The organism is Metabacillus sp. Hm71, assembly GCF_051842955.2.
Lineage (GTDB): Bacteria > Bacillota > Bacilli > Bacillales > Bacillaceae > Metabacillus.
Window position 1 is genome coordinate 3928120 of sequence record NZ_CM200278.1, and the last position, 12731, is coordinate 3940850.

At 35.5% G+C, this 12731-nt stretch carries 15 protein-coding genes and 1 riboswitch; of the genes, 9 read left to right on the top strand and 6 right to left on the bottom strand.

Annotated elements, in window-relative coordinates; translation table 11 throughout:
- Nucleotides 1-27 precede the first annotated feature (27 nt).
- The 9 genes from ACSVDH_RS19435 to ACSVDH_RS19475 all read left to right on the top strand — a co-directional run bounded on the left by ACSVDH_RS19435 (nucleotide 28) and on the right by ACSVDH_RS19475 (nucleotide 6851).
- The gene (locus tag ACSVDH_RS19435) at nucleotides 28-822 is read left to right on the top strand and encodes a YqhG family protein (RefSeq protein WP_439250193.1); all 795 of its coding nucleotides are present in this window, start codon (nucleotides 28-30) and stop codon (nucleotides 820-822) included.
- A 347-nt stretch (nucleotides 823-1169) separates the two neighbouring features.
- Nucleotides 1170-1251: riboswitch (cyclic di-GMP riboswitch) on the top strand.
- A gap of 32 nt (nucleotides 1252-1283) precedes the next feature.
- On the top strand, nucleotides 1284-1442 hold the full coding sequence (locus ACSVDH_RS19440) for an anti-repressor SinI family protein (protein ID WP_299087981.1): 159 nt from the start codon (nucleotides 1284-1286) through the stop codon (nucleotides 1440-1442).
- Nucleotides 1443-1485: 43 nt separating this feature from the next.
- Nucleotides 1486-1872: a helix-turn-helix domain-containing protein gene (locus ACSVDH_RS19445; RefSeq protein WP_299087978.1), complete on the top strand. Its 387-nt coding sequence runs from the start codon at nucleotides 1486-1488 to the stop codon at nucleotides 1870-1872.
- Nucleotides 1873-2140: 268 nt separating this feature from the next.
- Nucleotides 2141-2347: a hypothetical protein gene (locus ACSVDH_RS19450; RefSeq protein WP_439250192.1), complete on the top strand. Its 207-nt coding sequence runs from the start codon at nucleotides 2141-2143 to the stop codon at nucleotides 2345-2347.
- A 63-nt stretch (nucleotides 2348-2410) separates the two neighbouring features.
- A complete protein-coding gene (locus tag ACSVDH_RS19455; RefSeq protein WP_439250191.1) occupies nucleotides 2411-3193 on the top strand; it encodes a hypothetical protein in 783 nt (260 codons plus the stop codon).
- Complete coding sequence (locus ACSVDH_RS19460; RefSeq protein WP_439250190.1) at nucleotides 3193-3459, top strand: PqqD family protein; 267 nt, start codon at nucleotides 3193-3195, stop codon at nucleotides 3457-3459. The genes ACSVDH_RS19455 and ACSVDH_RS19460 overlap by 1 nt, the downstream gene beginning before the upstream one ends.
- Nucleotides 3449-3922 carry a signal peptidase I gene (locus ACSVDH_RS19465; protein ID WP_439250189.1) on the top strand — a complete coding sequence of 158 codons (474 nt, stop codon included), beginning with the start codon at nucleotides 3449-3451 and terminating at the stop codon, nucleotides 3920-3922. The genes ACSVDH_RS19460 and ACSVDH_RS19465 overlap by 11 nt, the downstream gene beginning before the upstream one ends.
- Nucleotides 3919-5730, top strand: a complete 1812-nt coding sequence (locus ACSVDH_RS19470) for an ABC transporter ATP-binding protein (protein ID WP_439250187.1) — start codon at nucleotides 3919-3921, stop codon at nucleotides 5728-5730. Before ACSVDH_RS19465 ends, ACSVDH_RS19470 begins: the two co-directional genes overlap by 4 nt.
- A 14-nt stretch (nucleotides 5731-5744) precedes the next feature.
- Nucleotides 5745-6851 (top strand): nucleotidyltransferase family protein, encoded by a 1107-nt coding sequence (locus ACSVDH_RS19475; protein WP_439250186.1) that lies wholly within the window; start codon nucleotides 5745-5747, stop codon nucleotides 6849-6851.
- Between the two features lie 58 nt (nucleotides 6852-6909).
- On the opposite strand, the gene ACSVDH_RS19480 is transcribed toward ACSVDH_RS19475, so the two are convergent.
- From ACSVDH_RS19480 to ACSVDH_RS19505, 6 genes are all read right to left on the bottom strand, one after another.
- Nucleotides 6910-7884: a metallophosphoesterase gene (locus ACSVDH_RS19480; RefSeq protein WP_439250185.1), complete on the bottom strand. Its 975-nt coding sequence runs from the start codon at nucleotides 7882-7884 to the stop codon at nucleotides 6910-6912.
- A 70-nt stretch (nucleotides 7885-7954) separates the two neighbouring features.
- Entirely contained in the window at nucleotides 7955-9748 is a 1794-nt protein-coding gene (locus ACSVDH_RS19485; RefSeq protein WP_439250184.1) for an ABC transporter ATP-binding protein, read from the bottom strand.
- Between the two features lie 13 nt (nucleotides 9749-9761).
- The gene (locus tag ACSVDH_RS19490; protein WP_439250183.1) at nucleotides 9762-10952 is read right to left on the bottom strand and encodes a nucleotidyltransferase domain-containing protein; all 1191 of its coding nucleotides are present in this window, start codon (nucleotides 10950-10952) and stop codon (nucleotides 9762-9764) included.
- Nucleotides 10945-11412 carry a lasso peptide biosynthesis B2 protein gene (locus tag ACSVDH_RS19495; protein WP_439250181.1) on the bottom strand — a complete coding sequence of 156 codons (468 nt, stop codon included), beginning with the start codon at nucleotides 11410-11412 and terminating at the stop codon, nucleotides 10945-10947. Before ACSVDH_RS19495 ends, ACSVDH_RS19490 begins: the two co-directional genes overlap by 8 nt.
- A 31-nt stretch (nucleotides 11413-11443) precedes the next feature.
- Complete coding sequence (locus tag ACSVDH_RS19500) at nucleotides 11444-11758, bottom strand: lasso peptide biosynthesis PqqD family chaperone (protein ID WP_439250180.1); 315 nt, start codon at nucleotides 11756-11758, stop codon at nucleotides 11444-11446.
- Between the two features lie 13 nt (nucleotides 11759-11771).
- Nucleotides 11772-12686 (bottom strand): HPr kinase/phosphorylase, encoded by a 915-nt coding sequence (locus ACSVDH_RS19505; RefSeq protein WP_439250179.1) that lies wholly within the window; start codon nucleotides 12684-12686, stop codon nucleotides 11772-11774.
- Nucleotides 12687-12731: the final 45 nt, after the last annotated feature.

Here is a 12731-nt window from a genome sequence, read left to right on the forward strand (position 1 = left end):
ACGCAATGGCGGAAAGGTGGAATTGTCATGCAGCAGGAAAAAATTCACAGCTATTTGGAAAGCTTTTTCACAGCCAATTCTTGTGAAATTATCGAAAACGAGCCAGGTCATTTAACCGTCCAATTAACAATCGAGATGGACAAGGAATTAATGAATCGGCCCTTCTATTGGCATTACCTCGAAAAAACAAATGGAGTTCCAAACCCAATGAAGCTAACATTGATCACAGACCAACAAAAAGCACCGGCAGATTTAAAGGGCGAGGTCATGCATTTTGGTGCACCTCGCCTTCATCAAATTTTTCAAACCACCACAAAATTGGGAAGCTATATCCGCTTATTTGAAAAAGTCAATGCGACTTATGGAAACACCCCCTTACACCCATGGCTTGGGATGAATATCATGGTTTCCTACCAATGCGACATGAAAAAGGACAAACTTTATTCCATTGGTTTACATCTCATAAGCGGTACATTAATAGAAAACTTTCAAGATAAACTTGAAACTCTTGAGCTAACACCAAAAATTCCGGACCTCTGCTTTAATTTAACACCATTAATAAGACCACAGAGCGGAATAAGAAGAATCAGGCAATTTATTGAACAAAGCATTAGCGAACAAGACCACACTTGGGCAGATTCTGCCAGAAAGAGATGGAACGAGGATCTCAAACTATTAGACCACTTTTACGAAGAGTTAGACGAAAAACCGGAAAGTTATCATTTAGAAAAGGATGCTTTACGTGAACTTTATGAACCGAGAATCAATATCTCTATTCAGAATGGCGGGATTTTTTATTTAACCCAACAAGCTATTTTTTAGTAAATATTCTCTTGTGAGGCTGTTTCAAACCAATATTTAGAACTGTTGAGACAGCCGTTTTATTTTATTAGCAGCTCTTTTCGACAAATTTCCCATCGGTCATTTAATAATAAATTTAAGATTCCTTAAAATTAACTTAAAGAAAAGTTTAAATAATTTACAAAAAACTATTCAAAATAGGTATTTTTGCCCTTCTCATGTTACAAACATATTAAATTCACCCCAATCAAAATAATTTTTCCCAATCGACACCGTTCTGCACACTTCCTTAAAATACCTTTTTATAATAAGAATAGTTAGAAAGTCAGATATAGAAAAAGGACTTTTGAATGAATAAATATACAATATCAGTAAAAGGGCAAACCTGTTGAAAAATAGGGACGCAAAGTCACAGATCTAACGTTCTACTATGATGGCTGGGCTGCCTGAAATACAGGCTAGTATTTTAGGAGGGTAAAAAGTTGAATATTGAAATTATTGATCAAATAACTAAGGATGGCCATCTTGACCGGGAATGGGTGGAGCTCATTTTAGAAGCACTTGAAGTCGGCATTAGCGTAGAAGAAATTAAAGCGTTTTTAGCTAAGAAAGGAAATCCTGCCCTAAGTCAAGTTAGGTAAGACCATGTAAATTTTTTGCTAAGATGTTCTTCATATAAAACAAATGCCTTCTTTATATGTTATACTAGTGCTAACAAGGAAGGTGATCTTTGACGTGATTGGTCCACGAATTAAAAAATACCGAACTCAAAAAAATTTATCTTTATCTGAGCTAGCTGAAAGAGCAGGAGTTGCAAAATCCTATTTAAGTTCGATCGAACGCAATCTCCAGTCAAATCCTTCAGTTCAGTTTTTAGAAAAAGTTTCATCCGTATTAGGCGTGTCCGTTAACACCCTCCTCGATGAACAAAGTGAAACAGACCCAAAGGAACTTGACTACGAATGGAAAAAGCTCGTCCAAGACGCCATGCAGTCTGGTGTCTCCAAGGAACAATTTCGCGAGTTTTTGGAATTTACCAAATGGAAGCTACAGAATGATAATGATAAATGAGGATGAGCACGGTTGGTGATGATGATCGCCGATGTGCTCTTTTTGTTTTGAGTTGTTCGTTTTATTGAATACACTTCTCTCAAGCATACCATCTTACCTAGAGAATTTTGTTGTTTTTTTGTTCGTTATGTCGAAATATTCCCCTTTTCATTCGTTTTATTACACTTTATAATATTATAGAGAACAATGATCAATAGTAAAAAGAAGTTTCCAAGATTTTTTCACTCCGTTTGTTCTTTATAAAGAAAATAACGGAGGAGGTGATAAAATGACAGGGAAAAATAATGAGAATCGGCCATTGGTATTGGAGCATCAGGCGATTCGGTTTGAGACTGCTCAGAGCTGGAATCCAGGGAAAGGTAACTTAAATCATCCTGGTACAGGAAATGATGGGATCAATTGGCCGACAAATAATCCCAATCCTACCCCTGGTGGTGCAGGAGCTCCTGGTAAGGGAAACGGCAAAAATAAATAAAATATTCAACGTCTAGAGGTCATTAGTTTTGGCCTCTTTAAAAAATAAATAAGGAGCCTAGGAATGCATAAAAAAAAGATTAGGATTGGGGAACACCTTATTCTAGTTACAAGTGATTCTATTACCGTCATATCCATGTTTGATCGCAATTTTTATATAGCAGAAGATAATAATCTAATTCCAGATCTATTCCTACATATTGAAGATGGGTACGGAGTTCCATTCGTTAATTATCATGTATCTATAATAAATACCGAAAATCACATTTCCTTTAAAAGGGATGATTACTATATAAAAGTAGATCTAAATTACAAATCAGCTACTATTTATATACATAGCGAACTCGCATTAAAACACGCATTAATGAACCTTTACAGTTCATTTATTGTTCATCTTAATTGGGGAATTCTACTACATTCTTCTTGTGTACTTGATAAGGGTTCGGCGCATATTTTTTCAGGGCAATCAGGAGCAGGAAAATCAACAGCTGCAAAATTGTCTTTTCCTAGAGAACTTTTATCTGATGAAGCAACAATCATAAAAATTACATCTAATAAAATAATGGTCTATGACTCTCCATTTAGAAGTGAGCTTGAAGGAAGTTGTCATTCACAGCCCCATATTTTAGAAAGCATACAGCTGCTTCATCAGTCATTAAATAATAAACGGATAAAATTATCAAAATCATCCGGACTTATAACCATAATGGATAAAGTTTTCTATTGGACCGATGATCCACAAGATACTAGAAGAATATTTAATTTACTTAAATTGTTAGTGAATCAGGTTCCAGTCTATGACCTCCACTTTCAAAAAAACAACACCTTTTGGGAGATGATCTCTTAATGAAACAGTATATAAAAATAAGTGATTATGAAACAATTCAGCTTGATGACGAATGGATCATAATGAACACTGACAATTTTACGGTAACAAAGCTAAACGATCTTGGCGGTTTATGTTGGACTTTGCTAGACCAGCCACAAACGCTTCAATCTCTAAGTCAATCTCTGAAAAATGTCTATAATATCAAGAATGAATCATTACATCAAGATATAGAAGCTTTTTTATCAGAACTTATTAAATATGGATTGGTGCAGCATGCAGTTTAACAAAGACACTGTCGATCTACTTATTAAAACGATGCAAAAATATGGTTGGATGGATCTCCCATCCTACGGAACGAGTATGTATCCATTTATTCAAAAGGGAAACATATGCCGCTTTGTAGAATTTAATGAAAAAACCGTAAAAAAAGGCGATGTCCTGCTTTATCATTCTGAATCAGGTCAACTCATTGCCCATCGCTTTTTAAGAAAAAAACAAATAAATAATCAACCGTATTATGTTCTTAAAGGAGATACAAACCTTTGCTCAGATGAACCAGTGAGACAGGAGCAAATCATTGGAAAACTAGTAACCATCAATCGATTAAATAAGAAAATTTACAACGATGACTATACAGCGATTTTATGGAGTAACTTGATCCTTTCTTTTCCTTTAATGTCTAAAGTATTAAGTGCCTATCTTTCTTTTAAGGCTCCAAATCGCACACGATCAGGTGTTCCATTATGATTAAAAATAAACTAATACTACTGATGAAAGAATTTAACTTTTCAGGTATACATAAGACGTTTAAATTACTGGGACCCTATCTATTAAAAAGCTGGAAGTCTTATTTAGGCCTTCTTCTTATATTACTAATTGAAGTTTTCCTTACGTTAGGATTTGCTTGGTTTTATGGTACGATCACAGACGCCGCTGTCCAAAGTCAATTTAAAATGTTACAATCACTAATCCCTATTGCAATCATCTTAATTTTTATAAGTCTCTTTGTTAGTTACTTAAATATTTACTTAGAATCCTATGTCACAAGCAAAATAAAGAAAGACTTAAAAGAGGATGTATTAAAACAGATCATGCTGTTACCATCCCATCAACTTGCTAAAATCCGTTCAGGAGAGCTATTAACACATTTTACAAATGATATTAATTGTATTCATGGTGTGATCGGAAGCAATTTAATTTATCTTATCCAGCTGCCATTAGTATCAATGGCTGTTTTTTTCTATATGCTGCAAATTCATTGGCAATTATCTGTTTTCAGTCTATTCATTATACCGATCGCCATTGTTATTGGCGGGATTTTTGGCATTTTAATCCGGAACAATAGCAGAACGATTTATAACCAGACTGGTAATATCAATAGCCATTTAACGGAAATGTTCCAAGGAATTTCTGTTATCCGTTCTTTTCTGCTTGAAAAATTATTTGTTAATCGCTTTAAACAAAAGAACGAAGATTTCTTCAAATTAGAGATAAAAAATGCCAAGCTTCGTGGCGCTTTTTATGTAGCAGGAGGCTTCGTATCATCCATTTCCTATATTGTTAGTCTCTGTCTTGGGGCATTTTTTGTTTCAAAAGGAACAATCTCTGTTGGCTCTTTGCTAACCTTTGTCACCCTTATGCAAAGTCTGATTAATCCTTTAACAGGAATCGCCGGCTTATGGGGAAGCTTTCAAAGCTCCGCTTCAGCGGTTGAAAGAATTTTTTATGTTTTAGATAAAAAACTAGATTCTTTGGAGCTACCATCTTATAAACAGATCCTCAATCTTCCCAACACGTTGATATTCCAAGATGTTCATTTTACCTATGAGCCAGAAACAAACCTTTTTCACAATTTAAATTTAGAGGTTCCTACGGGTAAAGTAGTCGCATTTGTCGGACCTAGCGGCGCTGGAAAAACGACTTTATTTAACCTACTGCAGGGCTTTTATAAGCCACAGTCAGGTCTAATTGTTATGGATGATGTATCGATTCATGAACTCTCCCCATCAGTTTTAAGGAGTACCTTTGCCTATGTTGCACAAGAAACCTTTCTGTTTGGCGGGACGATAAAAGACAATCTATTACTAGCACGGCCTAATATAACCGAATACGAAATGATCAACGCGGCTATTCATGCTAACATCCATGATTTCATCATGTCTCTTCCCAATCAATATGAAACAGAAATCGGTGAACGCGGGGTAAGACTTTCTGGAGGGCAGAAACAACGGCTGGCTATTGCCAGGGCAATATTAAAGGATGCACCAATCTTGCTGCTTGACGAAGCTACTTCTGCTTTGGATAGTGAATCAGAATATCAGGTGAAAGAAGCTTTGGATCGATTAATGAAAAATAAAACAACCTTAGTTATCGCCCATCGGTTATCAACGATCCAGCATGCGGATTTAATCGTCGTGATGGATCAAGGGGCAATCGTTCAACAAGGCACCCATCATGAGCTTATGGGGCAAGAAGGTCTTTATCGTCAACTAACGAAAACTCAGTTTTTAATAGATAACAATCATGATAGTCAGCTGTCTGTCATATCTAGCTAAAAGGGGAAGAAATGATGTTAATAAACTTTCTACAATCACTCTATGATCGCAACTCGGAATTGCCAAATGAATCTGAAGTTTATCGCCAATTAATTGAGGACATTGAATACTTTTCTATTGCTCCTCAAGTTTATTTTTATCTTAAACAACAAAATAGACTAGACCTGACTCCTCCATTCTTCCAAAATCGTTTAAAGAATATGTACAATCAAGGACTTATCCAAAATTTATTTATAAAAAATCAAATGGAAAAGATTCTAACGTCTTTAGATGAATTAGCCATTCCAACGATCCCTCTTAAGGGGATTTTGTTTGCGGAAAAGGCTTTTGGTCATTTTGCTGCGAGATCAACTTCTGATATTGATCTATTGATAATTCCAGACCATCTTAATATTGTTATTGATTGTGTAAAAAAGCTGGGGTTCACAATGGAGGAGGAATGCGCTCCTGTCCACTTTCATTGCAGTCTAAGCAAGGAGATTCCGGGCTCACCCATTCCCCTTTCTGTAGAAATTCATTGGGATATATTGAAGCAAAAGACAAGTCGATTTGACATTACAGAATTTTGGGCTGAAGCTGTACCGTTAAAACAATATACTTTTATTAAGCAGCTATCTGAGCATCACACGTTTTATATGATCTGTCTTCATGCATGGAGACATAATTTAGATTCAATGAAGCATTTCCTAGATATCCTCCAGTGTATATCGTTTTTGGGTGATCAGATAGACTATGACAAATTAATGAAAGATGCAGTTAGGCATAAGACATTAAAAAGGATGGTACGAACATTAGCCATTGTCTATAGAACCTTCCCTTTATTTCAAACAATATGCCCCTTTCCCTTTCAAACTAACAAAGGTATATGGTGGCAATACGAGGCAATTCGAAACACAAGCTTTCGAAATACAAAGGTATATCTAGATTATTTTGATTATTTATTTTTCAGTTTTGATACGCTAAAACATCAGTTACATGCAGTAGGAGAATGGATTTTTCCATCTGCCTTTGAACTTGCTTTTGAACAAAAGACAAATGAAAGGATTCATGTTGTTGATTATTTGAAGTTATATCATAAAAGATGCTCCGGATTTATTAAATCGCTTTTATTACATAGATAAAGTTCCATAGACACTAAAAAAGGTCATAAGCATATGACCTTTTTTACTTGATAAAAAACTAGTCTTTTTTCTTCAATGTAAGTACATTTATTTCAGGCGTATTAAACAAACGAAATTTCAAAAAAGAAATCGTTTGGCTGCTCCCTAACCCCGCACTGACATATTGTTTTATTCCTCTGTACTCCCAAAGCCCCTTTACCCTGTCTTGTGGTGGAAATAGTCCACCATTTTCATAGTATGGTTCCGGTACAAATAAAGCGCCTATGAATGGTAGTCTGATTTGGCCACCGTGGTAGTGGCCTGCGATGATGAGGTCGTAGTTTCTGAATTTACGGGTTGGATCGTTGATCAGTTGGTCGATTTTGGCGTCTACAACAGGATAATGAGTTAAAGCGATAAGTGTATCAGAGGAATTAGCTGAATCAAACTTTAACATTTCACCTAATAATTGATTTTGATGACGGACATGATTTGCTAATCTTTCTCCCTTTGGAATGGCTGCTCTCTTTCCTGTATCAAGCGTTGATAGCTCAAAGTCAACAAAGTGTAGATAAGAATGTCCCTTTTTTACTGAATGGAATGATTCGAGAAGCTTCACTCCTCTCTTTTCTACCCCTTCAATAAACTCATGTTTTATCATATTATGATCCAAATCATACACATACGTCCAAGGGTCTGAATTACCTGGGACAAAAAGGGCGTTCTTTTTGTTGTTGATTCCATCCAGTAATTCAAATATTGGCTTATAATTTGTACTGATTTTGTCAGATAACAAATCACCAGTTAAGAGGATTGCATCATAATCAATCGCATTTATTTTCTCTATCAATTTTAACTGATTATCACCAAATTCTTTTTCATGGAGATCTGTTATCTGGAGTATTTTATAGTTTTCAAATTCTGTTGGTAAATTTTCAATTTCTATATCTTGTTTCACTACTATTATACGATTATTATCCCAAACCGTATAACTAACTAAAATAATTAACATTAGCAGCAGACATATAATCACTCTACCAACTGCTTTCCCCATTTACATCTCTCCAATTTCTATATTTACATCATAAAATTAAAGGCGAAAACACCCACCATTTAAGTGAGTGCTACAAAGTGACTTTTATTTGGTGATTTAGCAGTTCCCGGAACATACTTCGTTTATCATCTGCAAGCTGACCAAATTCCCCTTTTTGAATAATTGAGCCGTTATCCAATACCACAACTTGATCTGCGTTACGTATCGTAGATAAACGGTGAGCAATAACAACAATGGTCATCCTTCCTTTTAATCGATCAATGGCTTGTTGAATTTTTGCTTCATTTTCCGTATCAAGTGCACTTGTCGCCTCATCTAATACAAGGATTGAAGGATTACGCAAAATAGCCCGCGCAAGAACGATCCGCTGACGTTCGCCTCCAGAAAGGCGGATACCTCTATCACCTATAAGTGTATCTAGACCATTTGGAAGCTTCCTAACAAATTCTGCAGCTGAAGAAAAATCCAATGCCTCCCAAATTTGTTCTTCTGATGCTTCTGGTGCAACTATTTTCAAATTCTCTTTAATGGTTGTATTAAAGAGAAAAGGATCTTGCGGAACATAACTAATGGCCTTTCGTAAGGCTATCAGTTTTTCATTGGTTAGAGGAGTACCATCTATTAATAACTCCCCTTTTTGCGGTTTATTTAACCCCATCAACAGGTCAATTAGCGTACTTTTTCCAGCCCCGGACCTTCCGACAAAAGCTGTCATTTTATTAGCGGGAATCACTATATTTATATTCGCTAGAGCGTATGAATCATTTTGCTGATAACGGAAACATACATTACGGCACTCAATTTCCTGCAAAACTTGAACTGGCTGTGATTCCAGGTCATCACTCAAAGTAAACTCTCGCGCCTCTTTGCATTCGTCCTGTAATGCCTTAACCGCTTTAAACGAAGGAAGAGTTGTAGCAATTTGTTCCAATGAACCTTGAATACCAATAACTCTCGGCCATAGTCTTGAAAAGATAATGATGATAAGCATTAACTGACCGCCCTGAGCATGGAAGATATTTACCGCAAGATAAATAAACACAGCTATTAAGACAGCCGAAGCAATTTTATAGAACATTTGAGAAGTCGTTTTCATCTTTGAATATTCGATTTGTTCATCTAACATCCCTTTGGTTACCTTACGAAACCAGTCCATTCTTGAATCTTCTAAGGCGTTACTTTTTATATCTTTTATTCCATTTATTTGATCTGTTACTCCCGCTAGATATTCCTTACCTAACGTATAATTTTTGTTTCCTAATGCGAAGGATTTTTTTAGAAACTTACGATTGAAAAAAATAAGGACTAACCCACACAGCAATACAAATACCGTGATATATGGCGAAAGTAAAAAGGCTAATCCAACTTGTATAAAGGTAAAAATAAGAGAGGACATAAATTGTAAAAAAGAATGAGTTCCCGCGCTCGAACGAGCAATTTCGACCGTTAATAAATTAATAAGATCTGATTTTCGGTGTTTGATAAAAAAATCCCATTTTGCATGCAGCAAAGCTTCATATGTTTCGATACGTAAATAACGAAAAAAGCCATGTTGAATGTTTGTATTTCGAATCGTAATATTACGCTGGATCAGATTTTGGCCAATTACGATTATGACATAGATTGCTAGGATGATAGATAAACCTATTGTATTTGGGATATCTTGCAGAAAACCAGAGAAGTCAAAAGGGAGTGAGTTACCTTCATCTATATTGACGATTCCGCTCATACTAATCATCGGAATTAATAGTAAGATTCCTACTCCATCTAATAGACTAATCAACACCATTGCCATTAAATTAAGGTATAGTATGTTCCCTGCATAAGAATGAATTTGCTTTAAAAAATACAATACATGTGACAAGAGCTCCCCTCCCTTACGATAGTGCATGCTTCCTCGTTCGCCTCCAGACCCATAAGAAAGGACGTAAAGGGAAATATAAGAAATGCAATTGTTTAGGCAATGGCAAAGTTTCGGCATCCTCGGAATATGGATGCAGCATACTTAAATAAAACAAAACTTTTTGTTTAACTGACATTAATGATACTAAATGACGTATATGATACTGAAATACTTCTTCAGGAATAGGTTTTGTATGCAAATTAACCATATGTTCAAGATAAAAAATGGCTTCTTGTGCCAGCTGAAAAGAATGTTTACTATCTAATATAGGCTTCATCTCTTCCGCAATCTTTGAATTTAAAAGTTTGGCAGCTAAATGCAAAGCCTGTGCCCCAATATGTTGGAAATGGTATTTTCTTAATAAGTTGTATGCCTTCTTCCAATCCATGTCTTTTTCAATCATCTTTTGTACATCTAACAACCAACGAAGCCTTGACCAGCCGTGCCTTGCACCATGTGTAGCGAGGAATAAAAATAAGTCTTCTTTTCCTAACAAATAAACCGAACTATGTGTAAGAAGATGACTCTTCCTTTTTCGTTTCCACAATGCTTCGAACCTAGGTTCAAAGCTTGGGCCAGGATTTAATCGCCAATGAATTTCAAGCTTTATTCTTTTTTCAGGATGGAAATATGCAACATGATGATGTCTCCATTTCCAGTCGTTCAAAACAGATTTAATATAATCGTCCTTTTCATAGCCAAGTTTTCGCAAAATCTCCTCTGCTTTAGAAAGGTCTTTTATTGGAATAAGAAAATCTAAATCACTAGATGTCCGTAAAGAAATATCTCCATATAAGTCATGAGCGATCACAGGCCCCTTTAAGAAAAGAACACGTATTTTATCCTCAGCAAAAACCTTACTCACTTGCTCCATCTCTGCACTTAATTGCAGCATCGTAATTGTATTTCTTTTATAATCGTTGGCAAGTTTTTGCATAACAAATGGAGGGATAAGGCCTTCCCCTATTCCTTTTAACTTTGAATACAGAACTGGAAACAACCGGTGATGTTGTGCCAACTTTAGAAACAGATTCCAATTCACTTCAGCAAATAGCTCTGAAAAATTTTTTGTCATACATTCACGGTTGTTATTCTTTAGCAGTTCAAGAATAACCTTTAATTCCTTGGGTACATTTGCTAGATTAAGATCAGATTGTTTAATCATCGCTGTTTCCTCCAAGTTTTTTAGCAAATTTCCCTACAACCGTAAACTTGTGCATTTCTTCAAAGCCAGTTATGTAATAAGGACCACTGCGCAACCAGGCATGTGCAATAAGTTCGCCATTCTGATCACGTGCTGTGCCTAAATAAAGAGTGCTTTCAATTTGCCGTTTTTCTAACATTTTCATTGCAGCTATCGCTTTAACAAGACATTGACTTTCCCAAAGTGTATAACGGCTCATGATTTGAATAGCTTCTGAAATATCTCTAACTATTATTTTATTGATTTTGGTTCCATCTAAGGATGTTTCTTCCATATGAACACCTAATTTTGGAGCAACCTTAGGAAATGGCATTAATTTAAGAATACGAGCCCATCCTAAAAAAACGATCGCCTCGTAAAATAAAAGGATTGTTTTCCAATCTAATGAAAATAATGTTCTTAGCTTTCTGAAAATATCCATGATCATTTCCCTACTCTTAAATAAAATATTATTACTTTACTAGTGATTTAGATTTTTCATTGACGCTAATTAATTTTTCCTTCAATAAGTGATCCAAAAAAGATAAAACCTGATCCTCACATTGTGATTGATCTACTACATATTCAGAGGTTAAAATAGCTATAAGCTGACAAACAGTTATCGGTTCTTTCATATGGTCCCATATGATGCCACCAACTTCACCAAGATTGTAATATTTTCCGTTTTGTACACTCAACATCACCTTCTCCCCATCCATGTCACTTACAATATTTCCTTCTACTTGTACGACAATATGGTTTAGTGAAACTTTTTGTTTAATCATCATTTATTAATCCCCCTTATGTTTCAGATAATATTAAAGACATTAATTCGTGAACCGTAAAGCCAGATTCTGGTCGTTTTAATTGAAACATCTTCGTTTGATTGACGATACTCGCTGAAGTACTAAAATGCCAGTTCATTATCCCTAGGCCGGAAATAAATGTATTTCGATAAGTATGATTAAAAATAGTCTTTAATCTTTCTAATCCTTGGATAGAATTCATCTCGACTTTTTCAAACTTGAATTTTGACAGTTCAAATATCCCTTCAAGAGGCAACGGTTCAGTTAAATATTGCGTTTGGACAGGGACGCAGAATTTCGTTTCTCTTCCTTTTATCGAACGGTATAGATTCGACTCTATCCCAAACTCTGCTAGACTCTCCTGCCACAGCTTCTGCTGGGGATAAGCAGGGGTAACAAATGGAATATTTTCTTTTGTTAAAGAGATTGCGATTACATCATCACTTAAAAGGTTATAACCGTGTTTTAAAAATGTTGCCGCTAAAGTTGATTTTCCAGCACCTGAATCACCAATAATAGCATATGCTTTTCCACCAATTGCTACTGCACTGCCATGCAAAGGAAATATTTTTCGTTGCATTAATAGTGCCCCCATGCATGAACCAAGAATATATAAACGTATCTGGTCTTCATTCGCTCCATTAATGGGAGAAACTATTATTTTGTTTCCATCTTCTATGGAAAAGATAGCAAGATTAGGAATTTGAAACAAAACTAGATTTTCTTTAACTACCACTTGGTATGGATGACTTGCTAATTCATTCCACATTTTAGATAAACCGCCAATCATAATGTAAAGATCGATTGTAACTTCATGTTCATTTAATACAGGTAATTCGGGTAAAGGAATTTCGCTTATGATCGTTAATCCGAAGGCTTTATATAAAACTTTATTCGAAGTATGTAACATCCTTTTCACTCCAAAAGAACAATTATAAAGAACTTAATGGAAAGC